Raw genomic sequence first — 24,752 nt, 5'->3', positions numbered from 1 at the left:
TACACAGGAGCTTCATCATGGCAATCCAACTCGGAATTAACCCTTTGACATGGACCAATGATGATTTACCAACATTGGGCGCAGAAACGCCTTTAGAAACATGTTTAACTGAAGGTCGTCAGGCGGGGTTTGCCGGTTTTGAATTAGGCAATAAATTTCCACGTAAAGCCGAAATTTTAGGGCCAATTTTAGAAAAGCATGATCTTAAATTAGTTTCAGGTTGGTATTCAGGCGAACTACTGACTCGCAGCGTAGAAGAAGAAATTGAAGCAGTGCAAGGCCACTTAGCGTTATTACGCGATTTGGGCGCAAAAGTGATGGTGTTCGCGGAAGTCACTCACTGTATTCATGGCGACCAAGACAAACCTGTCCATATGCGTCCTTTGTTCCCTGCGGATAAATGGGAAGAATACGGTAAAAAATTAACCGAATTCGCTAAATATACCTTATCTCAAGGCGTACAAATCGCGTATCACCATCATATGGGAACCGTGATCGAATCAGCGGAAGATGTTGATAACCTGATGAAACACACCGGTGATGAAGTTGGTTTACTGCTTGATACAGGCCACTTAACGTTTGCCGGAGCAGATCCTGTCGAGGTTGCGAAACGTTGGGCTAAACGCATCAACCACGTTCACTGTAAAGATATTCGCCCTGATGTGCTAAAAGACGTGAAAAACCGTAAAACCAGCTTCTTAAATGCTGTTTTAGCGGGTGTCTTTACGGTTCCTGGTGATGGTTGTGTTGATTATCCAGCGGTATTTAAAGTATTGAAAAATAGCCAGTATGAAAATGGCTGGTTAGTGGTTGAAGCGGAGCAAGATCCTGCCATCGCTCATCCGCTGACTTATGCGACAATGGGCTATAAGAATCTGCATAAATTCGCGAAAGATGCAGGTCTTATCTAAATGACCATGGATAGCAAATCTCAATTATTTGAGTTGCTAATAATTGAAGAGTGAAGTTAGCCCGATGAGTCGAGTGATATCGATGATTCGGGTAACTGAGCTTCCACAGCTTAAAGTATTTTTTAGAGGCCGAGGTAAGCGATATGTCTAAATTATTATCAAAGTATCATTCTCCAGATGCGCATAAGCGTACTCAGCATATTACGCCTGAAATCGCCAACTGGGGATATGTGCACTTTGATGTGTATGAACTCAAACAAGGTGAATCTATTTCCTTGCCGGCATCTGAGAATGAAGTTTGTCTAGTGTTGGTTGCAGGTAAAGCAACGGTGAAAACGCCGGGGCAAACATTCGAAAATATCGGCGACCGTATGGATCCTTTTGAGCGCAAAAAACCGTATGCAGTTTATGTGACAGCACAAGAAGCGGTTGAGGTGAAAGCAGAAACGGCGCTAGAGCTAGCAGTATGCCAAGCAAAAGGTAAAGGCACGTATCCGACACGCTTGATAGGGCCAGAAGACATTGATGCTGAGCAGCGTGGTCATGGTAATAACAAGCGTTATGTTCATAACATTCTACCTGATAATAAATCAGCAGATAGCTTACTGGTGGTTGAAGTCTTTACTGATGAAGGGTGCACAAGCTCTTACCCAAGTCACAAGCATGATACCGATAATGAACCCGCAGAAACTTATTTGGAAGAAACCTATTACCACCGTCTGAATCCATCTCAGGGTTTTTGTATGCAGCGTGTTTACACGGATGACCGTGAATTAGACGAGTGCATGGCGGTATATAATAAGGACGTCGTCATGGTGCCTAAAGGCTACCATCCAATGGCAACAATGGCGGGTTACGATAACTATTACTTAAATGTAATGGCTGGCCCGACACGTAAGTGGCTCTTTACGTGGGAAAAAGACCATAGTTGGATCAATAGTGAAACGTATGCCGCTAAACATCGTGATGAAAAGTAGTTATTAATACTCACAGACGGTTGTTTCTTGAATTAGTGAGAAACAGCCGAGGTTGTAGAGTACGTACCAAAACCAAACCAAAATCTGTTATCTATTGTTTGCCGGTAATTTATTACCGGCTTTTTTGTTTATTACGATATTAATAAGTTTGTGATGCCATTATTGCCAGTAATAAACAGTATAAATGTGAAAAATTGAATTGTAATATCAGTCACATTATTAATATATTAACCTGTTTGTGTGTTTCCATTGTGTTAATTTTGTGTAAACAAAAAACATGATGAGTGAGGTGTCAATGAAGCGTAAAACAGGTTTTTTCTTCGATGAACATTGTTTTTGGCATAGTACTGGCTTACATGCCACAACGTTACCCGTTGGCGGCTGGGTACAGCCTCCCGCTGGAGCTTCACATGCGGAATCACCGGAAACGAAAAGGCGGCTGAAAAGCCTAATGGATGTTTCTGGTTTAAGCCGCTCTCTGATTTTATCTTCCGCTGAGCCTGCAACTGAAGAGACATTACTTAAAATACATCCTCAAGAATATTTAACCCGTTTTAAACAAGTGAGTGATAATGGGGGAGGGCTGTTGGGAAAAGAAGCACCATTAGGCCCTGGAAGCTATGAGATTGCTAAATTATCTGTAGGATTGGCTTGTGCTGCTGTAGAGGCAGTACTTAAAGGCGAACTGGACAATGCTTATAGTCTTTCACGTCCACCGGGTCACCACTGTTTACCGGATGAATCGATGGGATTTTGTTTCCTTGCGAATATCCCATTAGCGATCGAACGCGCTAAGACACTATTTAGTATTGAGCGTATCGCTGTCATTGATTGGGATGTTCACCATGGCAATGGAACTCAACATATTTTTTGGGATCGCTCAGATGTTTTAACCATTTCAATACACCAAGATGGTTGTTTTCCTCCTGGGTACAGTGGGGAAGATGATATTGGTGGTGGAGATGGTACAGGGTATAACATAAATATTCCGCTACTCGCGGGAGCAGGGCACAACAGTTACATCTATGCGATGGAGCAGATAGTGATCCCTGCATTGGCACGTTTTAAGCCTGAATTGATTATTGTGGCGAGTGGTTATGATGCGAATGCCATGGACCCATTAGCCAGAATGCAACTGCATAGTGAGAGTTTTCGTGACATGACTCGTCTTGTGATGAATGCCGCGGATAGCTTGTGTGACGGTAAGTTAGTTATCGTTCATGAAGGTGGATATTCAGAGGCGTATGTGCCTTTCTGTGGACTTGCTGTTATAGAAGAGATGAGCGGTGTACGTACCGAAGTGGCTGACCCCTTATTGGATTTTATTAGGTTACAGCAACCAAGAGCGCAGTTTGAACATTTTCAGCAACAGTTACTGGATAAGCTGAAAAAGAAATTTGGCTTATAACCAAATAAGTTTAGGTTTGCTCCTCGTGATGTGAGTCAGGAGCAAACCCTGCTTTTTAATAAGCAGCTGTAAATTGTTTGCGAATAAATTGCGGCTTTTCTGCTTCATCAAGAATGGCAACCGCAAGATCTTCAACTGAAATTTTGGCAGGAACGTTACCGTTCATCAATAATTGGTTGCCTGCAAGCCGAAATGTTTGTGTGCGCTCACCTGATTCTAACACCGCGGCAGGAGAGACAAATGTCCAATCTAGCTCGGGGGTGTTTTGCAGTTGTTGTTTGAACTCTCTGACCGCTTGCGCACCCGGTTTGATTTCAGCAGGGAAGTCAGGGGAATCGATTAATTCTATTCCAGGAGCGATTTCAAGACTCCCAGCACCCCCTACGACAATAAAGCGTTTAACGCCAGACTGTTTGACGGCCTGTAAAATAGCCTGATTGCCTGTCACTGTATCTTGATATAGGTTTGGGTTTTGCCAGCCGCCATTAAAAGCACTGATTACAATATCCTGCCCTTTAAGGCGTGCTGTTAGCCAAGCAATATCAGTAACATCCCCTGAAGCGGTGACTAAATGAGCATGTTGCTGTAGTTGGTTACTATGGCGAGAAATGGCTGTCACTTGATGTTGGCGAAATAAGGCTTCATTCACGAGAACCTTGCCGACGAAACCCGTCGCTCCAATAATCGATATTTTCATCATTTTCCCCGCAAGTTATTAATAACATTAAGCTATAGTTAAATTTTATAGCTGCAATTGGATCAGATTTCCTACATCGCTCTATTTGAGTATATCTCAATGTGGAGAAGTATAGTGGTATTCCCTTAACCATTTACTGAACATTACGCGCAGTTTTCGGGGGAAATAATGGAAACGCCCTGAACACTCAGGGCATCTTAGCTAGACAGGTTGTTATTTGGCATCCCTAAACAGTTTTAAGATGATACTTGTGATAATGGCAATAACGCCACCTAATGCCGTTTCCAATACCCTATCAAATAGCAGTACATAGGCAGGGTGTCGCCAATAGATGACCTGTTCAAGCACGGAAAGGATCAAACTTGTCACGATAAAGGTCATAAAAGTATAACCATGATGGAAACTCATCGGCATTAAAAAGGCAAAAACCACAATAGCGGTAAGACCAATATAAGGCATCAAAGGGGTATTGAATAAAAAATAAAGTAAAATAACCGAGAGCAAACTACCCGCAACACGTTGTAGCGTTATATGAATAATACTTTGTGATTTTGGATGTAGAACAAACACAAATGTCAGTAGCGTCCAATAAAAATGGCCGAGCTCCAACATCCGAGGGATCGCTAACGAAAGTGATAAACCAATAGCATAAGTCATCGACCGAGGAATAATGTATTTGCGTAGCGTAAACAAATTTTGTTCGACGAGGCTACCAGTAAGGATAATATGGCGATGCATCTTCTTACTTAGCAGGTAACAGGTCATTAGGGTGACGCTGCTCCCAATTAAAAAACCCAGTGCAAGGCTCTTTGATATATCCGGTAGAACCGTTCCAATGGTTGACATGATAATCATAAATTTCATCGTCAAATCCATAACGGGATCGGTTCCATAGAGTTGATAATAAATAAAAGAGAAAATAGCTAGGTAAACATAAAAGCTGGTGCCTAACCGTAAGGTATCCCCAATAAAAATGGCGAGCATGATCATGGCTAACCAAAAAGCCGTATAGAAATAGTTTTTATACTCTTTAGCGGCGTTAAAAAGGTTAAAGGCATATAGTGTTGAGAAAGCGGCCCACATAGAAGCTTGCACATCCATAATGGCGAAAGCAACTGCTGCACTTAATAGCATACAGCCACTAAACATAAGACCGTCATTAATCGCTGGTATTTTCCTCATAAAAAGATGCTCACAAATTGCGGTGTAAGTTATTATTTATTAAAGTAAATTTATAATATCATAAATATCAGCCAAAGGTCTGTACTCAATCAATTAGAATGAAAATAGACACAAAATGCCAAATTCCATCTAACGGTATTTTTTGCCATCTAAAAATTGCATAATAATCTAAGAGCATGTCATTAGAATTAAAATAAGGAATCTGTAATGCAAGTGAATCCCCATGATTTTGTCTGGATCAGCAGCCTTGATGATTTACCCGTGGAATCACTGCCGGAATGGGTTATTTCTCAATGGAATAAGCAATTGCCATTGGTCGTGCGCCGAGAAGCAACGGATGAAAATAAACTTTCAGTGGGTATTCGAGGGATCAAACCGGGACAGCGTGTTATTACTCAAATAGATAAGTCAGCAATTACTCATATTATGAATGTAGAGTCTCTCGTTTCTAACTCACGAGAATTACAGCGCTCTATGTTTATCGCATTACCGCCAGTACAAGTATTATTATTACTTTCACAGCATAATTGGCCATGGAAATGGGCGGTGACAGGGAGCTGTGCCTATACATTAGTGACCGATATTCAAAGTATGCTCGCAGATTGTGATTTGGATGTTTTGATCCGTTGCCCTACGCGCCACAAAAAAGAAGACTTTGCAGAGTTTGCCATTAAAGCGAATACGCCTTTATGCCGCATTGATATACATGTTGAGACACCAAAAGGTGGTTTCTCTTTGGCAGAATGGTTTAAAAACGAAAAAGTCACGCTTCATACGCCGAATGGCGATGTCATGACAGCAGATCCATGGGATGAAAACCTGTAATTGATGGTGTTACAACCGATATTTGCGGGCGATTTAGCCATATTGAACAAAAATTAGTTTTGATGCTCGTACAGATGATTTTTTTATAAACAATCGGTTAAGTTGGGCTGCAAACAGCCCAATCGTATTAGATATGTTCAACGCTTGGCTCTTCAAGCCCTGCTCGATACCATTCCTGCATTGCCGGTAACGCTAGCATGCGGTCAACCCATTGTTGAGCGGCATTACTCATAGGCAGTTGATAACTACGGATCCTAAAGGCGACAGGGGCGTAAAAAGCATCCACCGCCGTAAATTGATTTCCTGCTAGCCATGGTCCACCAAAGGTCGTAAAGCCTTCTTGCCATAACTGTTGAAGCCGATTAAGGTCGGCTTGTAATTCTCGAGAAAGTTTTTCTAATGGAGCTTGGTGAGTCAGATTCATCGGGCATGTTTGGCGAAGCGCCGTGAATCCAGAGTGCATTTCTGCACTAGCGCAGCGAGCCCATGCACGTGCTTGTTTATCAGCAGGCCATACTTGAGGGAACGCTTCATAGAGATACTCACAAATCGCCAGCGAATCCCAGATCGTTTGCTTCCCATCGACTAAGCAAGGAACAAGACCAGTGGGCGAGAAATTTTTAAACTTATCGTGGCTACTTTTCCCTCTACCAGTTTCAAAATAACAGAGGTTTTCATCGAAAGGGATACCGAGCGTTTTGAGCAAAACCCAAGGGCGTAGTGACCACGAAGAGTAATTTTTATTAGCAATCCAAAGTTTGTACATAGTATGACCACCCTATATCGGTAGAATAATGAGAGGGAAGATAGTGGCTAACAAGCCCATTTAATTTAAGTGTTTTATGGACAATGACAACGATTTATTAGACAGAATACAAAATTAGGTTATATTTTTTTTATATAAGTTATAACGAAAATTATAGTTGCAATAAGAGTAATAAAAATAAATGGTTTCTTTTATTTACATAAACTGAAGATAATTTTATTTACATTAAATGATTGGCACTAGACAAATTGAAATTTATTGAAAAAACGATAATGTTGATAGTATTTGAATATGTTCAACAAAATATTTGTTTAAGTTAGGGATAGGAATAATTTAAAAATCCCCTTATGATTACGGCAGGTTATTAAAACAAATGATTACCTTTTAATTTATAAGGCTATTTATCATGCAATGGAAAAATAGTGCCACTCGTTATGGGCATATATCACTGCTCATACATTGGTTAGTTGCGATTGTTGTATATGGAATGTTCGCACTGGGTTTATGGATGGTGACCCTTGGTTACTATGATAGTTGGTATCATCAAGCACCCGAAATTCATAAAAGTATAGGTATTTTATTATTTATTGTTATGGCATTTCGTGTGATTTGGCGGTTTATTTCTCCGTCACCTAAACCGCTTGAGAGTTATAGTCGTTTAACCAAAATAAGTTCAGCGATCGCACAAATATTAATTTATGTGATTTTATTTAGTATTTTGATCAGTGGTTATTTAATCTCAACTGCTGATGGCCAACCCATTAGTGTTTTTGGTTGGTTTGAAGTACCCGCTTTATTTACTGGTGCAGCAACACAAGCAGATACAGCAGGGGATATTCATCTTTATCTTGCTTGGGCAGTTGTTTTGCTATCACTTTTACATGCCTTTGCAGCATTTAAACATCACTTCTTTGATGGTGATATTACTTTAAAAAGAATGTTGGGTTTTAATCCCGATAAATAAACGTGGAGAAAGATATGTTTAAGAAAACGGTTCTTGGTCTGGCAACTGGAGCATTATTTTTAACAGCAGGTTCTGCATTAGCTGAAACCTATAAATTTGATAAGCAAGGTCAACACGCATTTATCGAATTCCGTATCCAACATTTGGGTTATAGCTGGGTTTATGGCAGCTTTAAAGACTTTGATGGTAGCTTTACCTACGATGCAAAAGATCCTGCAAAAGACAAAGTCGAGGTGACAATTAAAACGGGTAGCATCGATACTAACCATGCTGAACGTGATAAGCACCTACGTAGTGGCGATTTCTTGAATGCGGCGAAGTACCCAGAAGCGAAATTTGTCTCTACTGACGTGAAAAAAGAGGGTGAAAATTACAAAATTACAGGTGATTTCACACTCAATGGTGTCACTAAACCTATCACTTTAGATGCTAAATTGATGGGTGAAGGTAAAGACCCTTGGGGTGGATACCGTGCTGGTTTTGAAGCACAAGGGAATATTAAACTGAAAGATTTTAATATCAAATCAGACTTAGGTCCTAAATCTCAAGAAGTTGAGTTGTTAATTTCAGTTGAAGGCGTGCAAGAGAAGTAATGATTCTTTAGCCTAAAATGCCCTCAATGCGACCCGCGCATTGGGGGCAATATATTTGGATTTTTAATTTCCCTTTTTCCTATAGCTTAATGACTTTGTAACAGGGTAGAATACATTAAAAATCAAATGGCTTGATCGTAAGTGCTTATTTAGGATAAGTCAGTTGAGGCGATTTATTAGTCAGGCATTGTTATAAAGGTATAGGCTCTTGGAGACAAATAATTCACGTAAAACAGCACTGATTGTTGTTGTTATTTTTATCGCGTTTGCACTCGGTTTTTATTGGTTGGGCAAAGATAACAATACATTATCAACACAAGCAGAGGCTGAAGTTCAATCAAGCTCTTTAGAGGCACCATTAAGCGTTGCTCAGATAGAGGCATTATCTGATATCGAAAAAGATATGCCGGTTATTAAAACGATAAAAAAAATCAATCCTGATGTTTATCAAGCCATAGAAAATATTGTTCGTGATTACGATCCTTCTAATGAACTACTGAGCCGACATATGTTTGATCAGATAGTGGGTAGTGTCATGAAGCTCGTGACTGAACGTATCCCTTATGCTTCGGATGAATCCATCATTAATTTTACCAGCAAAGTGAACGATTATTTAAATGTGCTGTTGGAAGCAGACCCGTCAGGAAAAACCTGTTTCTATTCACTGTTCCCATATTTGCGTGATTCAGCGGCGATTATGCCACCACAAAAAAGTCATTCGGTCCTCCTTAAACAATTAGAGGCAACCAATGAATTACTGATTTCCAGTGAAGCTGGCGTTAAACAGCCGACATTGTCGAATGAAGAAAAAAACACAATTCTGACGAATATTCAGGCTAAATTAACTGCAAAATATGGTAAGAAAACCTCATTACTAGGGGATTTAGAAAAAGCTAAGCAGCAACCGGCCGTCACTTGCCGTATTACAATGAGTTTTTACGATCACATTTTGGCGATGCCAGATAGCCAGAAAAAAGCGGCCTTTTTACGCTCTCTATTCGCTGGCACGAATCAATAATCAGTGACGCAATATCCCATCTTAAAATGATGGGATATTGCTTCATCATGTTATTTCCCTGCCAAATATGACGGTTTAATAGACAAAGTCGAATATATCCTCACATTAATGAATGTATTTTTTGAAGCTAAATAGCCTTTAATTGTTATTGAATGTTTCAAAAGGTTGATTCGTCCTGCGCATAGCTCATAATTCTTCTATACTTTTATCATCAAATTATATTTTCAATTTTATGATGAATATGAACATGTTAATTGAGCCAAGTTGATACATTTTATTTATTCAGTCCATCACTGTTTGACGATGTGTAAAGTCTATTGGCGGTAACTCTTTGTTTCTAGGAGGTCAGATGTCGTTTGTTAAGAAAAGCATGGTTGCACTACTCACCGCGGCCGCAGTTTATGTTCCCTCAGTTGTCACTCAAGCATGTACGCGCGTCGTGTATTTAGGTGAAGATCAGCAAACCATGACCGCGAGGACGATGGACTGGAAATATGATATTGGGACTAATTTATGGATATTTCCGCGAGGAATGAAGAGAGAGGGTATCGCTGGGCCTAACTCCCTAAAATGGACGTCAAAATACGGTAGTGTGATTGCATCAGGCTATGATATTTCAACGACCGATGGGGTGAATGAAAAAGGTTTAGTGGCTAATTTATTATGGCTTGCAGAATCACAATACCCGCCAGCGAATGATAAGCAGCCAGCGCTCTCTATCTCATTATGGGCCCAATATATGCTTGATAACTTTGCGACGGTGGCTGAAGCGGTAGAAGCATTAGAGAAAACACCGTTATTGGTTATGACCGATAACGTACCCGGGCAAGACCGCTTAGCCACTTTGCATTTATCATTGTCAGATGCGAGTGGTGATAGTGCGATTGTTGAATACATTAATGGTAAGCAAGTTATTCACCACAGTCGCCAATATCAAGTCATGACAAATTCACCTATTTATGAAAAGCAATTAGCTATGCAAGAATATTGGCAAGGAATAGGTGGTACGGTTATGTTGCCGGGCACAAACCGCTCAGCGGATCGGTTTGCACGTGCACAATTTTATATTAATGCTATCCCACAACAGACAACACCAAATAAAGCCGTTGCCAGTGTGTTCGGCGTTATTCGTAATGTGTCTGTTCCTTATGGATTAACCACAGAAAACTCACCTGAAATTTCCTCGACTCGCTGGCGGACTCTAGTTGATCATAAACGTCAACTCTATTTCTTCGAATCCGCTCTAACCCCAAATATCTTTTGGACTAACCTTAAGAAGATTGATTTCTCTGCTGAAACGGGCAAGGTGAAAAAACTGACCCTCGGTGCTGAGCAGAGTCATATTTTTTCTGGCGATGCGACCAATGAGTATGTAGAGAGTGAGCCTTTTGAGTTTTTAGGTTTATCAGCAAAACAACTGGGTTATTAATCTTCCGCTATCAACCTTCTGGTTTTCCAGAAGGTTGATTCTGATCAAGCTACCAAACATCATCTTATGAAACCTTTGCAGGTCGATTAATAAAGTTATAAGATGTATTTAATATGCAACTTAAAGGTGATGATATGAGCGAGTTAGTTTGTTATAAGACTATGCCTGTGTGGGATAAAGCCTCTCTTCCTCTGATGTTTCAAGAGCGCCATAACACGAAAGAAGATACCTATGCACAACTTCGAGTACTAAAAGGAACACTCGATTTTGTTATTTTTTCAGAAGACGGTAGCGAGCAAAAATTTACATTTGATATTAATAACCAACCACCGATTATTGAGCCTCAAGTTTGGCATCGAATTTCGGATTGCAGCGATGATATGCAGTGCCAACTCTCCTTTTTATGTCATCCCGATATCAAATTCTATAAAGAATATGGCTTAACTATCCCACATTCGGAAGTGAGATTTTTGTGTGAAAATAACCTGTCTCAGCCATGTAAAACGTTAGATTTAGGATCAGGACGTGGACGCAATAGCTTCTATCTTGCATTGCAAGGTTATGACGTGACAGCGGTAGATATTAACCCACAACATATTCAGGCCATTGAATTTGTCAAAAAACAAGCTGGTATAGAGAATATTAAAACTGCGATTTATGATATTAATAGCCATCAAATCAAAGACGATTATGATTTAATCATCTCTACCGTTGTATTAATGTTTTTGCAGCGTGAACGTATTGCGGATGTTATTGCTAACATGCAAGCACACACATTACCGGGTGGTATTAATGTGATCGTATGTGCTGCTGAAACGCCAGATGCTCCTTTAGATTTGATCCCATTCAAATGCTTTCTCAAAGCAGGGGAGTTGCATGAATATTACAAAGACTGGGAGATTTTAAAATATAATGAAAATCCTGGTCATCTGCATAGAACGGATGCGCAAGGTAACCGTATAAAACTTAATTTCGCGACATTAATTGCCAAAAAGCGGTAGTGTTTGATTAGGTTAAGACAATTGCGGGATGCGTAAAACATCCCGCTGGTTGATTAAGCTTAGCTCGCCGCTTTGGTTTGCTCTGCTGATTTTTCTTGCGCACTTCTTTGCAATGTTCTTTCTAATAAAACCGAGTAAAGTGGTCTACCACCTAAAAATTGCGCTACCATGGTCGCGCCTAGACAGGTAATAATCATAGGTAAAATAAGTTGGTAGTTACTGGTCATTTCGAGTACTAACACTAACCCCGTTAGCGGCGCTCTGACTGTCGCGGCAAATAAAGCGCCCATACCCGCAATAGCAAAAGTACCCACTTCAATGTGGTAATCCGGAAAAAGCTCTAACACGCAGTAACCGTAAATGCCCCCGAAAAGCGTACCTAAAGCGAGTAGTGGAGAGAAAATACCACCGGGGGCACCAGAGCTAAAGCTGATAGTGGATGTGAGGAAGCGTAGGGCAAAAAACAGTATTAAGACCGATACAGTAAAACTTCCTGCTACCATTTGATGGATCACAGAAAAACCGCCTCCAACAACTTCAGGAGTATAAACACCAATAGCACCACAGCATCCACCGATTAGGCCTCCCATTAATACAAAACGAGAAACTTTATTTTGATAAAATGCGAGGAATTTCGTTTGTAGATAAAGCAAAAAGCGGTTAAAGCAAATACCAATCACCCCAAACAGCATTCCTAAAATTAAATAAAGCCATAATGTATTTAAGGGGGCAGATGAAAATTGTCCAATATTTAAGATGGCGGCTTGACCACTGATTAATTGGTAGACAATGGTAGAGGTAATTGAACCAATAAACACCGCTTTTATGGATATTAAGCTATATTTAAACTGTGGACGCATCTCTTCAATAATAAATAAGATACCTGCCAGTGGGGCATTGAACGCCGTTGATAGCCCCGCTGCTGCACCCGCAGCTAATAACGTATGACGTGATTCATTATCTTTAATACGAAAAATATCATAAAACATTTGGCTGATATTGGCGCCGAGCTGTACTGTTGGGCCTTCGCGGCCTAGCACCATTCCAGAGCCTAATGCACCTAATCCACCAAAAAATTTCACGGGGATAACGCGCCACCATCGTACAGGGCGTAGGTCTTGTAATGCGCCTTCAATTTCAGGTATCCCTGATCCCCCTGACTCTGGTGAGATTTTCTTGACGAGATAATAGCCTATCATCGCTAATATTGCAGATACTGCAAACATAGCAGGAATAAGTAGCCATTTGTCGGTAATAAGTTCATTAACAGAACTGCTTCGATAGTTGCTCACCCATGTTGTGCCTAGTTCAAATAAGGTTCCCACCAAGCCAACAAATGCACCAATGACCGCGGATAAAAGCAATATGCCAAATGGGGTCTTATTAGATTCTTTTAATCGTCTGAGTATTCCGAAACGATATTTCATTGCGGATTGACTCATTGAACTTTGTTCAGACATCTTTTTATGACTCTCTATTAGTGATGTATAGCAACTTATTGTAATTTTAGTATGACAAGCAGTATGTCAAACCATACCACAATTTTATTGTCAGGTATTTTATTTAATAAACAAAGCAAATAAAACGTAAGGCTTTACTTTTTTTAATTATTGGAATATGACATTATTTAATTAAAGTGAAATTAATAAGTCATAAATGTGTAATCATTTATAATATCTGTATAAAGTAAGCTAGTTTAAGTAAATAATAAGGGATATGCGCTAAAGTTTATTAGATTTGTTAATAAAATAATCGGTAAGTTAATATTTAAGTCGGTGAATGACAGGACGTTTGGGGATAATTGCGTATGATGGAATTCACCCCACTATGAAAACCATAATGGGGGTGAATTACTTAAATAGATTTAAAATTGGTAAATTAAACCTAAGCCAAGCACATTGTCTGTATTGATACCATAGTCATCGGTGAATTGGTTATCTTTTAATAAATTGATTTTGTAATCAATGACAGCGGCCATATTCTTGTTGAAATCGTAGGATGCACCAACCGCAATATACTTCACTAAGTCTTTATTGCCATAATTACCTAGGTTTTTACCTTTAGATTGGTTATAGCCAATGGAGGGGGTCAGGCCAAAATCGAACGAATACAATGCAACTAGTTCAAGATTTTCTGTTTTGTTGGCAATCGCCTCAGCGTCATCATCGCCAAATCGGGTTGTGTTGAGTGTTTGCCCATACATCGCGGCTAAATATAACTCATCAAGTTCTAATTTACTGCCAACGTTCCAAGCTTCGGCGCGTTTTCCTGTTGCTCCCGTTTTAATATTATTCTGGCTTGGCGTACGCGATGAATTTGAATAACCGCCACCAATTGAGAGACCCCAACCTAATTCATAAGCGGTAGAAAAACCGTAGCCATCACCATTGTTATCTAATGCGCTTGAGCCGGTTGATTTATTTTGATCGCCATTTTTACCTTGGTACTGTAGAGCGAAGCTTAAACCATCAATATAACCAAAACCATTGTTATTACGATAAGTTAGTAAATTGCGGTTACGGCCCATCATGAAGGTATCTTCTTGATCCATGGTATCAGCACCCCAAAGTGGCAATACGTCTGTCCAAGCATTGGTATCATAAATCACACCATAATTACGACCGTAATCAAGTGAGCCGTAGTCTGCAAATTTTAATCCAGCGTACGCTAAACGATTTTGGTTATCATTACTGGTTTCCGCTTTATTGGTCGACGTTTCCCACTCAAAACGACCAAAACCAATTAACTGGTCTGTAATTTGCGTGTCACCTTTAAACCCTAAACGGACTCGTGAATCATCCCCATCTTCCCCGCTTTTTGCATCGGCAAAATAGTGGCGAACATCAATTTGACCGTAAACATCCAGTTTATTGCCATCTTTGTTATAAACCTCAGCAGCATTGGTAACACCCGCCGCGAATAATGAGCAGATAGTCACTGCAAGAATAGTCTTTTTCTTCATAAAAAATCCTTTAAGCCATTTACTAACTAAGTGAAATCTTTTTGTGCCTAACAAATTAAGCGCGGGTATTATCAAGTTAAAAAATCAAATTTAGCAAGTACTAATTCGAGCAAAAATGAAACTATTTATCTTAAGGATACTGTCATAAGGCTAATTTTCCTTATTTTATTAGTGAGATAGATGCAAATAGTTCTCATTTACTAAAAACATTAATATAGATCAATAAAGCATCAGATAAGCTTTAAATCCGCTTTCTTATTATCGAAAAAGGTTTAATCTTAATGTTGTATTCAAAATGCAACTTATGAGGCAATGAACATGTACTGTGTGCAATGTGAACAAACAATTAGAACTCCAGCTGGCAATGGCTGTGCATACGCGCAGGGTATGTGCGGTAAAACGGCGGAAACGTCTGACCTGCAAGATTTATTAGTGGCTGTACTACAAAGTCTGTCGGCGAGTGCAGTTACGGCCCGTGAATTGGGAATTATTGACCACGATGTCGATAGCTTTGCTCCTCGAGCTTTTTTCTCAACACTGACAAACGTTAACTTTGATTCAGAGCGTATTATTGGCTATGCACGTGAAGCGATTTATCTGCGTGATAAATTAATCAAGCAATGCCAAGCTAAAAATAGTGCCATTGTGTTTAATCACCCCCTGATTAATATCCAATTAAATGGCAACGATATTTCGACCTTGCAAAAACAAGCCGAAGCGTTCGCACTTGATATTGATAAAGCACAAGTGGGTGATGATATTCATGGCTTACGCATGCTTTGCTTATATGGGCTAAAAGGTGCTGCCGCTTATATGGAGCATGCTCATGTATTGGGCCAATATGATAATGAGATTTATCGTCAATATCATCAAATCATGGCGTGGCTCGGTACGTTACCAGCGGATATGAATGAACTGCTTGATAACGCGATGGCGATTGGCCAAATGAATTTCAAAGTCATGGAAATTCTAGATGCAGGTGAAACAGGGGAGTTTGGTCACCCTGTGCCAACAGAGGTCAATGTTCGCCCTGTTGCTGGTAAATGTATTCTTATTTCAGGCCATGACCTGAAAGATTTGAAAATGTTGTTAGAACAAACGGAAGGAACGGGGATTAATATTTATACTCACGGTGAGATGTTACCTGCTCACGGTTACCCTGAACTTAAAAAATATTCACACCTTGTTGGTAACTATGGTAGTGGTTGGCAAAATCAGCAAACGGAATTCGCGAAATTCCCGGGTCCTGTGCTGATGACTTCAAACTGTATTATCGACCCTGATGTCGGTCAGTATAAAGATCGCATTTGGACTCGCAGTATCGTGGGTTGGCCTGGAGCGAAACATTTAACGGGAGATGATTTTTCTGAAATGATCAATCAAGCTCTATCAATGAATGGCTTCCCATATACAGAAATTGAACACAAAATTACGGTTGGTTTTGGTCGTCAAACATTATTGAGTGCCGCTGATACCGTAATTGATTTAGTTTCACAGAAAAAATTACGTCACGTATTTTTAGTAGGGGGTTGTGATGGTAGCCGTGGTGAGCGTAGTTATTATACGGATTTCGCTCGCAGTGTACCGGAAGACTGCTTAATTCTCACGTTGGCATGCGGTAAATATCGTTTCAATAAATTAGACTTTGGTACATTGGAAGGCTTGCCTCGTCTACTAGATGTGGGTCAGTGTAATGATGCTTATTCAGCAATCATGCTTGCAGTGAACTTAGCCGAAAAATTAGGTTGTGGCGTTAATGATTTACCATTGAGCTTGATTCTGTCTTGGTTTGAACAAAAAGCGATTGTTATTTTACTGACGCTGTTGTCGCTGGGCGTTAAAAATATTTATACCGGCCCAACAGCACCTGGTTTCTTAACTGAAAACTTATTAAATGTGCTGAACGAAAAATTCGGTATGCGTAGCATTACAACAGTTGAACAAGATCTAGCTGAAATTTTGCCTGCTTAATATTAAGAGTGAAGGGGGGGATATTTCCCCCCAATTGGAGTGATAGGATGACAATGCCGAGTAGTTTATGTCCAAATAGAATGCAAATACATTCTATTCATCAAGAAACCTCCGATGTATGGACGATTAATTTAATCAATCACGACTTTTATACATATTCACCCGGTCAATATGCACTTGTTAGTATTAAAAACAGCGATGAAATCATGAGAGCTTATACGATTTCATCGACACCTGGGCAAAGCCGTTTTATCACGATTACGGTAAGACGCTTAGAACAAGGCACAGGATCATGCTGGTTAACGGGGGCAGTAAAACCCGGTGATTATCTCTGGCTTTCTGACGCTCAGGGGGAGTTTACCTGTGCAGAGCTCAATAGTAACCAATATCTGATGTTAGCCGCTGGCTGTGGTGTGACGCCAATTATGTCGATGGTGCGTTGGTTGATGGCTAATCGGCCTCAGGCGGATGTCAAAGTTTTGTTTAACGTGCGTGATAGCCAACAAGTCATTTTTGCGGATGAATGGGATCGGTTGATTGAGCGATATCCATCTCGATTACAACTGTGCATTATGGCGGAAACGCCAGATAATGGTGGCGTCGCAGAAGGGCGATTAACCCTTGAGAAACTTTCTGCCTTGGTGCCGGATATTAGCGCTAGAGTGGTCATGACTTGTGGGCCTACACCTTATATGAAGAATGCTCAGCAATTCGCTAAAAGCCTAGGTGTACCTGCTGATCATTTCTTTATGGAACGTTTTTCGCTAGAGCCGGAGCCGGTTGAAAGTGAAGACGTAGTGACATTAAAAATACGCCACCGTTTGGTCGATTTTAAAGTCCCTGTCGGAACGTCGTTGCTGTCGGCTTTAGAACAAAATAAACAGCCAGTCATTGCGGCTTGCCGTGCTGGTGTTTGTGGTAGCTGTAAAACAAAAGTACTCTCAGGCAATTATACGACGAGCAGTACCATGACATTGACAGAAGAAGAGATTGCGGCCGGTTATGTCTTGGCTTGTAGCTGCCAATTACAAGGTGATACAGAAATAGCGTAAGTGACCTCATCAATGAACTGTCTCATTATAGTGGCTAAGTAATGAGACAGTGACCTATGTATTATTTATTAAACAAAAATACGTAATTGGTTGTAAGTTATTATATAATAAAAGGTAACTGAATATCGATATAACACATTAAACGAGTTTATTTAAGTGTATATCCTTCAGGTATAAAATAAACGGATAATTTACTTAATGTGTTGATAGCTGATACTGCAATCTCTTTATTTGGATCTTGGCAAAGATTGATAATACGAACAATAGCTTCTTGGTGTTCAATAGTTGCTTTATAATCTCCTAACGCTGATATAGCGGCGATTTTTATCTCATCATTCACTCGAAATGTTAGATTTGTCAGCATACCGACAATGGTTCTGTCCATAATTAAAACTTCACTCTTTAATTAACCTTGCGGTATTTTAAAATAAAAATAAATATATTAACCACTAAATTAATATGTGATTATGTATTTTTATTTTGAAATACTAATAAGCTGAGACTTTTTTCGAATTAAATAATGCATTAAGTGCATTCTCTTATTAAGACGTTTTTTATGATGGTTGATTTAAATTAAATAAGATGTGACAGAAATAAAATAATTTACCTGTTTGGCGGGTTTTTTTATATAGTATAGGTTATTCAAAAAATTATAATAATGCAAATTAATATATTCAATATTATTCTTTTATCTTAGGATGAAAGATAAAATAAATTAGATAAAATCAAGTAATTTTCCTTTTTTGTCATTGCGTTATAAATTTATTAATCGGGTAACTACGTTTTTTATTCACGTGTAAAAAATAAGTCAAAAGCAGCGTGTTTTGAACAGTGAATAAAATATTAATACATGCTTGGTTACATTTAGTAACGCGACGAATTGTTGTCATACATCAACTTAAACAAAACCTAAACAAGATAATCAACATGTGTTATTAACGCTATTTTCGGGGTGGTAATTAATAATCTTATGGTTATAATTCGCGTCGCATCAAAAGTGCAGTATCTCGTTAGGCGAGGCTCCTATACAAACACAGGTTACTGATCTGACGACGTCGAGAGACGCCCAAGATCAGGACAGGATATATCGAACGAAGGTATATCCCCATGTAACTTCCAATGTAAGTTGGATACGTTGTATAGTGCTAAAACCGAGACGTAGAGATAGCCACCGCATTCTCTCATCTGGTTTCGCCCCTATGTGAGTACTGTTTGAGTAAACAACAGTAACTAGGGACTAAAAAAATGACTTTCACTACCCAGAACAAAGCGGGATCTGTAGCAATTGCTCAGTCCGCAATGAAAGGCGCACGCCTGAATAACAACAACACTCAGCAACCAAAAATTGATGACGCAACTGTCAGCGCATATATGAGCCAATCTTATTTGCCTGTTTCTATTGCGGATTCTGTTGCTTGCGTGAAAAAGAATTTGATCGAACACTTAGACGGTGAGCAGATCCCAACGTATTTATTTGTTGTTGATCAGGAAAATTATTTAAATGGTATTCTTTCAGTCAAATCGCTATTAGCGGCGGATGAAGGGTTGCTTGTATCCGATATTATGAGACACAACTACTTTTCAGTGGCGCCTGATCAATCACGTCATGATGTTTATGATCTGATCAACCATAGTGGTTTGGATATGATACCCGTTGTTCAATTTGGCAAATTGATGGGGGTATTACGTCCTCAAGATATTGCTGAATTAATTGAAGATGAGAATACGTTAGACGCACAACTTCAAGGGGCGACTACACCACTTGAAGAGCCTTATTTAGCAACCAGTCCTATTACGTTATGGCGTAAACGTGTCGTATGGCTATTAATGCTATTTGTTGCGGAAGCGTATACCGGTACAGTATTAAAAGCCTTTGAAGAGCAATTAGAAGCTGCGATTTCTCTGGCCTTCTTTATTCCATTATTAATTGGAACGGGCGGGAACAGTGGAACGCAAATCACTTCAACCCTTGTCAGGGCGATGGCGCTAGGGGAAGTGAGCCTACGTAATTTGGGCGCGGTATTGAAAAAAGAAGTATCAACCTCTTTCTTAGTGGCCGTGACTATTGGTGCAGCTGCTTTGATTAGGGCATGGATACTGGGTGTGGGCGCTGAAGTGACGATTGTAGTAAGTCTAACTATTGTTGCTATCACCATGTGGAGTGCAATTGTTTCTTCGATTATCCCAATGGTATTGAAGAAATTAAAAGTTGACCCCGCAGTAGTATCTGCGCCGTTTATTGCAACCTTCATTGATGGAACGGGTCTAATTATTTACTTCGAAATTGCCAAATTGGTAATGACGGAGTTCGCCTAAAGACACACCATCGACTTGATGCGGCAGTGTTATTCAACATCTGCCGCATTCACCCACTCATTCTGTTTTAAAACCTCCCCACATTTTCGGCACAAATACTGATTCTCCCCTCTGACAATTTTATTATGCCTTCTAATGGTTAATTCGTGCGTTGTGGAACACGCACAATGGTAGGTAAAAGTGCGACTTTTGACGGACGTGACTTCAAAGCGATGTGTACGTTTTGCGGGAACGTCTAAAACGTGTTCCATCATCCACTTCCACTCTTTGCCATGGGGAGCAATACCTTTACGGCCAAAGACTTGATACACTAATAGATGAGCCAACTCATGAGGGATCACCTCATTAATGAAGCTATCACCATTTTCAATCAGTAAGACAGCATTTAAACGAATTTCCCACTCTTTTAAGTAGGCACTCCCTGCTGTTGTTCCTCGCTGCTTATAGTTAAGTGTTGGTTCTGGAAAGATTTGTTCCAGCTTTTGTTGGGCTAAATTCAGTTTTGCCCTCAGCATGCGCATGGCTTTTTGTTGAAGATAAATGGGGATTCGAACGGTTTTCATATAACTAAGCATAATATAAGCCGATATGAGGAAACAAGCATTATTGGCTATCATTATATAAAAATATATATTATATTTTATGATAATGTATTTATTGGGAGGATTTATGAGCGAGGACTCTACAAACCAATTGCTTTTGGCGATGAAGCAGGCTGCAACACAAACGTCATCATTGCTGAAAACATTAGGTAATCCGGATCGATTACTTCTGTTATGCCAGTTAACGCAAGGTGAGGCGTGTGTGAGCGATCTTGAAACGTCGCTGGGCATACAGCAACCAACCCTTTCTCAACAACTAACGGTATTGCGTCATGAAGGGCTCGTGACGACACGTCGTGAAGGTAAACGAATTTATTATGCGATTGCCGATGAAAAGCTCTTCACGTTACTGAATACACTTTACCAACTTTATTGTCCGGTTCAGGAGAAATAATGATGTCTATTGATTGGGCTAATTTTACCCCTTGGTCAGCTGCGATGGGAGGCTTATTAATTGGCGCGGCAGTTTCCCTATTACTTCTTTTTAATGGCAGAATTGCTGGTATCAGCGGTATTTTAAGTGGCGTTTTAAAACCGATTGCAGGGGATACCGCTTGGAAGGTGGTATTTGTGCTCGGGATTATGGCGGCTCCTGCTTTATTTACGCTCTTTTTCTTTTCACCGGAAGTGTCGATCACGACGAGCACCCCTATCCTTATCCTCGCCGGTTTATTCGTCGGCTTTGGTACGCGATTAGGGAGTGGCTGTACAAGTGGTCACGGAATTTGTGGTATGGCGAGGTTTTCTCGGCGTTCGATAGTTGCGGTTATCACTTTTATGTTAGTGGCATTTGCGACGGTAGCGGTTATAAATTTATTGGGATTAAGAGGATAAAGTTATGCCAGTTATTATCGCATTAATCTCAGGTTTATTATTTGGCTTGGGGCTATTATTAGCGGGGATGGGAAATCCGGCTAAAATTCTTAGCTTCTTAAATATTACGGGTAATTGGGATCCTTCTTTATTAGTCACTATGGCAGTGGCGATGGTGATCAGTGCAATTGCATTTGCCTTCGCCAAAAAACGTCAAGCTAGTGTATTAAAATGCCCTATGCAGATCCCGACCAATCAAAAAATTGATAAGCCTCTAGTGATAGGGAGTGTGTTATTTGGACTTGGTTGGGGATTAGCCGGTATTTGTCCAGGGCCTGCATTGCTATTAACGGGGATGGGGTTAACACAAGGGATCATTTTTACATTAGCCATGATTGCGGGCATGTCTGTTTTTCAATTATTCAAAAAATAATAGCGTCAGCCCCAAATTTAAAGGGGCTGAATTTTTTATTAAAGATTAGTGATATCTATTAAATAACATTTCTGCTTTTCTATTTTCATATAAAAATATATCTATTCATATTTAAAAAAATACTTATCATGATAAATATTTAATTTAGCTCGTTGATTTATTCATAAAAAACGCTTTTAAACTGATAATAATATAAATGAACCGTGTGATGGCTATTAATCGCACTGTTTAAAAAACATTTATTATAAAGTGAATAAAGAGGTGCATTATGAAAAATCAATTTAAGCATCTTATATCCTTAAGCTGTTTAGGATCGCTATTACTAGGCGTTTCTCAGTTTGCCCTAGCACATGGTTATACAACAGAACCACCAAGTCGTGCTTATTTATGTTCGGTGCGTAATACCACTGAATTAAAAAATACGGGCTGTGGCAATCAAGTACCTTATGACCCACATAGTTTTGAAGCACCAAAAGGATTCCCTGAGGCTGGTCCGGCTGATGGAGTCATTGCCAGTGCTGCGATAGCAGCTCACTCTGAAATGGATGAACAGTCGCCGACCCGGTGGGTAAAAAGTGAGCTTAAAACGGGGAAAAATACCTTTGCTTGGTATTTAACCGTTGTGCATTCAACCGATAGCTGGCGGTATTTTATCACTAAGCCTGATTGGGACCCATCACAGCCACTCACACGCGATTCTTTCGATTTAACGCCTTTCTGTGTCAAATATGAAAATGGCGTTAGACCACCAGTCGTCACAGAAATCGAGTGTGATGTGCCGAAAGATCGCTCTGGCTATCATGTCATCCTTGCGGTGTGGGATGTTTATGATACGTCAAATGCATTCTACCAAGTTAGTGATGTCAATATCAGCGATTAATATCGAACGATTAATTGTTGAACTCAATAAAATATCCCGTATTCCTTAACACATTAAGGGGTAAAACATGTTTAGACTAAATAAGTTAATGCTAGCAGCACTTATCGGTCATTGTGCTACTCAGTTTGCATATGCAGCGTTGCCCGGAAAGCCCACAATTCAATGGATGGATAACACCTATAGCATTGTTGAAATTAACCCTAATGAGGATAAATATGAATTATTAGTGACGAGAAAAGAGGCGGCAACTTTTAATGTCTCCTGGGATTTATGGTATGGAGATTATGGAACTACGGCAAAAGTGTATTTGAATGACCAAGAGGTATGGAGTGGTCCTTCAACCAGCTCTTCAGGTCAAGCAAGCCTTTCAATATCTAAAGGCGGGAAGTATAAATTGAAGGTTGCACTATGCAATGGCGACGAATGTAATTTTAGTGATGTGGTTGAAATTACAGTCCAAGATACAGATGGAAGTCATTTTGCTCCGTTGCAAACGCAACTTTTAGAAAATAACCAAGCTTACAAGCAAGACTCAGGAAAAGTCGTTGCTGCATATTTTGTTGAATGGGGAATATATGGACGGAAATTTTCTGCCGATAAAATACCGGCACAAAATCTTACTCATATTTTGTATGCTTTTATTCCTATATGCGGCGGAAATGGAATTAATGATAGCTTAAAGCAAATTGAAGGTAGTTTTGAGTCATTGCAGAAGTCATGTACAGGTAGGGATGACTATAAAGTGACTATTCATGATCCTTGGGCTGCAATTAATGTCTCTCAAACAGGAACTTCATTGTCATATAAAGGTAACTTTGGGCAGTTAATGGCAATAAAGCAAGCCTATCCCCATTTGAAAATATTACCTTCTGTTGGTGGATGGACATTATCAGATCCATTTTATGCAATGAAGGATAAAACCAAACGAGACAAATTTGTAACGTCTGTCAAAGAGTTTTTGTTGACATGGAAATTCTTCGATGGTGTTGATATCGATTGGGAATATCCTGGTGCAAATGGAGCCAGCACCACATTAGCGTCAGATAAAGATGGTGAAACTTATTTATTGTTGATGCAAGAGCTTCGCGCGATGTTGGATGAATTAGAGAAAGAAACCGGGCGCGAATATCAATTAACATCAGCTATTAGTGCCGCGAAAGCCAAAATAGATAAAGTCGATTTTGGTGAGGTACAAAAATCGGTTGATCACTTTTTTATGATGAGCTACGACTTTTATGGTGCATTTGATTTAAATACACTTGGCTACCAAACCGCACTTAATGCCTCCAGTTGGCGTCCAGATACGGAATATACAACGGTTAATGGGGTAAATGCTTTATTGAATCAAGGTGTTGATCCCGCGAAAATCGTGGTAGGTGCAGCGATGTATGGGCGTGGATGGACGGGGGTGAATGGCTATACCAACGGTAATCCATTTACAGGGAAAGCGACAGGCCCAGTTGCAGGGACATGGGAAAATGGAGTTGTTGATTATCGCCAAATCAAAAATCAGTATATGAGCGGACAATGGGTATATAGCTATGATGAAGTCGCAGAAGCGCCCTATGTATTTAAAGCATCAACAGGGGATCTGATTACCTTTGACGATCAACGTTCAGTGCAAGCAAAAGGGAAGTATGTGTTAGAGAACAAACTTGGAGGATTATTTGCATGGGAAATTGATGCGGATAATGGTGATATTTTAAATAGCATGAATTCGAGTTTAGGTAATAGTCTTGCTAAATAAATTGATATTAATATTTATTATAGAGGGAGTCTATTTCCCTCTATAATTATCCAGCATTAAGTGAGCGCTGTTTTTCATAAAGATATACTTCTATAAGATCTATTATTTTATATTACCAATGATTTTTATTTTAATTCTATTTATTAATTATATATCTACTAAGAAAATTAATGACTATTAAGTTAGTAGATTAGGATGTTTCTTG

24 protein-coding genes and 1 riboswitch are annotated in these 24,752 nt (G+C 39.7%); of the genes, 17 read left to right on the top strand and 7 right to left on the bottom strand.

Going from position 1 to position 24,752, the window contains the following annotated elements; all coding sequences use genetic code 11:
• The first annotated feature begins 17 nt into the window (after positions 1 to 17).
• The 3 genes from iolE (at position 18) to PR675_RS04795 (ending at position 3,296) form a co-directional block, all read left to right on the top strand.
• The gene (gene iolE / locus PR675_RS04805; RefSeq protein ID WP_004922086.1) at positions 18 to 911 is read left to right on the top strand and encodes a myo-inosose-2 dehydratase; all 894 of its coding nucleotides are present in this window, start codon (positions 18 to 20) and stop codon (positions 909 to 911) included.
• A 143-nt stretch (positions 912 to 1,054) separates the two neighbouring features.
• Positions 1,055 to 1,888, top strand: coding sequence for a 5-deoxy-glucuronate isomerase (gene iolB, locus PR675_RS04800; RefSeq protein ID WP_004922083.1), 834 nt, complete (start codon positions 1,055 to 1,057; stop codon positions 1,886 to 1,888).
• A 295-nt stretch (positions 1,889 to 2,183) separates the two neighbouring features.
• Positions 2,184 to 3,296 (top strand): class II histone deacetylase, encoded by a 1,113-nt coding sequence (locus PR675_RS04795; RefSeq protein WP_060560858.1) that lies wholly within the window; start codon positions 2,184 to 2,186, stop codon positions 3,294 to 3,296.
• A gap of 55 nt (positions 3,297 to 3,351) precedes the next feature.
• Here the strand turns inward: PR675_RS04795 and PR675_RS04790 are convergent, their stop codons facing one another.
• Together PR675_RS04790 and PR675_RS04785 are read right to left on the bottom strand one after the other, a co-directional pair.
• Positions 3,352 to 3,993, bottom strand: a complete 642-nt coding sequence (locus PR675_RS04790; RefSeq protein WP_060560859.1) for an NAD(P)-dependent oxidoreductase — start codon at positions 3,991 to 3,993, stop codon at positions 3,352 to 3,354.
• A 213-nt stretch (positions 3,994 to 4,206) separates the two neighbouring features.
• A complete protein-coding gene (locus tag PR675_RS04785) occupies positions 4,207 to 5,175 on the bottom strand; it encodes an FUSC family protein (protein WP_004922072.1) in 969 nt (322 codons plus the stop codon).
• A gap of 207 nt (positions 5,176 to 5,382) precedes the next feature.
• On the opposite strand from PR675_RS04785, the gene PR675_RS04780 reads away from it, so the two are divergent.
• Complete coding sequence (locus PR675_RS04780; RefSeq protein ID WP_004922067.1) at positions 5,383 to 6,000, top strand: malonate decarboxylase holo-ACP synthase; 618 nt, start codon at positions 5,383 to 5,385, stop codon at positions 5,998 to 6,000.
• A 127-nt stretch (positions 6,001 to 6,127) separates the two neighbouring features.
• Here the strand turns inward: PR675_RS04780 and PR675_RS04775 are convergent, their stop codons facing one another.
• On the bottom strand, positions 6,128 to 6,766 hold the full coding sequence (locus PR675_RS04775; RefSeq protein ID WP_014656435.1) for a glutathione S-transferase family protein: 639 nt from the start codon (positions 6,764 to 6,766) through the stop codon (positions 6,128 to 6,130).
• A gap of 406 nt (positions 6,767 to 7,172) precedes the next feature.
• Here PR675_RS04775 and PR675_RS04770 point away from each other — a divergent pair, with 406 nt between their 5' ends.
• The 5 genes from PR675_RS04770 (at position 7,173) to tehB (ending at position 11,771) form a co-directional block, all read left to right on the top strand.
• Positions 7,173 to 7,730 (top strand): cytochrome b, encoded by a 558-nt coding sequence (locus tag PR675_RS04770; RefSeq protein ID WP_004922061.1) that lies wholly within the window; start codon positions 7,173 to 7,175, stop codon positions 7,728 to 7,730.
• Positions 7,731 to 7,744: 14 nt separating this feature from the next.
• A complete protein-coding gene (locus tag PR675_RS04765; protein WP_014656434.1) occupies positions 7,745 to 8,323 on the top strand; it encodes a YceI family protein in 579 nt (192 codons plus the stop codon).
• A gap of 208 nt (positions 8,324 to 8,531) precedes the next feature.
• The gene (locus tag PR675_RS04760; protein ID WP_004922055.1) at positions 8,532 to 9,341 is read left to right on the top strand and encodes a hypothetical protein; all 810 of its coding nucleotides are present in this window, start codon (positions 8,532 to 8,534) and stop codon (positions 9,339 to 9,341) included.
• Positions 9,342 to 9,690: 349 nt separating this feature from the next.
• Complete coding sequence (locus tag PR675_RS04755; protein ID WP_004922053.1) at positions 9,691 to 10,770, top strand: linear amide C-N hydrolase; 1,080 nt, start codon at positions 9,691 to 9,693, stop codon at positions 10,768 to 10,770.
• Between the two features lie 113 nt (positions 10,771 to 10,883).
• A complete protein-coding gene (gene tehB / locus PR675_RS04750; RefSeq protein WP_004922049.1) occupies positions 10,884 to 11,771 on the top strand; it encodes an SAM-dependent methyltransferase TehB in 888 nt (295 codons plus the stop codon).
• A gap of 59 nt (positions 11,772 to 11,830) precedes the next feature.
• Here tehB and clcA read toward each other — a convergent pair whose 3' ends face one another.
• Both clcA and PR675_RS04740 read right to left on the bottom strand, forming a co-directional pair.
• Positions 11,831 to 13,231: a H(+)/Cl(-) exchange transporter ClcA gene (clcA, locus tag PR675_RS04745; RefSeq protein ID WP_036941215.1), complete on the bottom strand. Its 1,401-nt coding sequence runs from the start codon at positions 13,229 to 13,231 to the stop codon at positions 11,831 to 11,833.
• A 404-nt stretch (positions 13,232 to 13,635) separates the two neighbouring features.
• Positions 13,636 to 14,733: a porin gene (locus PR675_RS04740; protein WP_060560860.1), complete on the bottom strand. Its 1,098-nt coding sequence runs from the start codon at positions 14,731 to 14,733 to the stop codon at positions 13,636 to 13,638.
• Positions 14,734 to 15,051: 318 nt separating this feature from the next.
• Between PR675_RS04740 and hcp the strand changes: the two genes are divergently transcribed.
• Positions 15,052 to 16,704, top strand: a complete 1,653-nt coding sequence (gene hcp / locus PR675_RS04735) for a hydroxylamine reductase (protein ID WP_061063802.1) — start codon at positions 15,052 to 15,054, stop codon at positions 16,702 to 16,704.
• A 47-nt stretch (positions 16,705 to 16,751) separates the two neighbouring features.
• Positions 16,752 to 17,756 (top strand): NADH oxidoreductase, encoded by a 1,005-nt coding sequence (gene hcr / locus PR675_RS04730; RefSeq protein WP_060560862.1) that lies wholly within the window; start codon positions 16,752 to 16,754, stop codon positions 17,754 to 17,756.
• Between the two features lie 148 nt (positions 17,757 to 17,904).
• Here the strand turns inward: hcr and PR675_RS04725 are convergent, their stop codons facing one another.
• Positions 17,905 to 18,141 (bottom strand): HEAT repeat domain-containing protein, encoded by a 237-nt coding sequence (locus tag PR675_RS04725; protein ID WP_004922032.1) that lies wholly within the window; start codon positions 18,139 to 18,141, stop codon positions 17,905 to 17,907.
• Positions 18,142 to 18,755: 614 nt separating this feature from the next.
• Positions 18,756 to 18,927: riboswitch (M-box (ykoK) riboswitch) on the top strand.
• Positions 18,928 to 19,001: 74 nt separating this feature from the next.
• Here PR675_RS04725 and PR675_RS04720 point away from each other — a divergent pair.
• Positions 19,002 to 20,072 (top strand): magnesium transporter, encoded by a 1,071-nt coding sequence (locus PR675_RS04720; protein ID WP_004922030.1) that lies wholly within the window; start codon positions 19,002 to 19,004, stop codon positions 20,070 to 20,072.
• Between the two features lie 29 nt (positions 20,073 to 20,101).
• On the opposite strand, the gene PR675_RS04715 is transcribed toward PR675_RS04720, so the two are convergent.
• Positions 20,102 to 20,635: a SprT family zinc-dependent metalloprotease gene (locus tag PR675_RS04715; RefSeq protein ID WP_141173165.1), complete on the bottom strand. Its 534-nt coding sequence runs from the start codon at positions 20,633 to 20,635 to the stop codon at positions 20,102 to 20,104.
• A gap of 106 nt (positions 20,636 to 20,741) precedes the next feature.
• On the opposite strand from PR675_RS04715, the gene PR675_RS04710 reads away from it, so the two are divergent.
• From PR675_RS04710 to PR675_RS04690, 5 genes are all read left to right on the top strand, one after another.
• Positions 20,742 to 21,068 carry an ArsR/SmtB family transcription factor gene (locus tag PR675_RS04710; protein ID WP_040133352.1) on the top strand — a complete coding sequence of 109 codons (327 nt, stop codon included), beginning with the start codon at positions 20,742 to 20,744 and terminating at the stop codon, positions 21,066 to 21,068.
• Between the two features lie 2 nt (positions 21,069 to 21,070).
• Positions 21,071 to 21,508 carry a YeeE/YedE family protein gene (locus PR675_RS04705; protein ID WP_192840888.1) on the top strand — a complete coding sequence of 146 codons (438 nt, stop codon included), beginning with the start codon at positions 21,071 to 21,073 and terminating at the stop codon, positions 21,506 to 21,508.
• A gap of 4 nt (positions 21,509 to 21,512) precedes the next feature.
• The gene (locus tag PR675_RS04700) at positions 21,513 to 21,920 is read left to right on the top strand and encodes a DUF6691 family protein (RefSeq protein WP_004922016.1); all 408 of its coding nucleotides are present in this window, start codon (positions 21,513 to 21,515) and stop codon (positions 21,918 to 21,920) included.
• Between the two features lie 268 nt (positions 21,921 to 22,188).
• Complete coding sequence (locus PR675_RS04695) at positions 22,189 to 22,800, top strand: lytic polysaccharide monooxygenase (RefSeq protein ID WP_004922007.1); 612 nt, start codon at positions 22,189 to 22,191, stop codon at positions 22,798 to 22,800.
• Positions 22,801 to 22,867: 67 nt separating this feature from the next.
• The gene (locus PR675_RS04690) at positions 22,868 to 24,547 is read left to right on the top strand and encodes a glycosyl hydrolase family 18 protein (protein ID WP_004922004.1); all 1,680 of its coding nucleotides are present in this window, start codon (positions 22,868 to 22,870) and stop codon (positions 24,545 to 24,547) included.
• Positions 24,548 to 24,752 lie beyond the last annotated feature (205 nt).

Origin of the sequence: Providencia sp. PROV261 (genome assembly GCF_028477945.1) — a bacterium.
GTDB lineage: Bacteria > Pseudomonadota > Gammaproteobacteria > Enterobacterales > Enterobacteriaceae > Providencia > Providencia stuartii.
The sequence above is the reverse complement of the archived record's forward strand: the minus strand, read 5'-3'. Positions and strand labels throughout refer to the sequence as shown.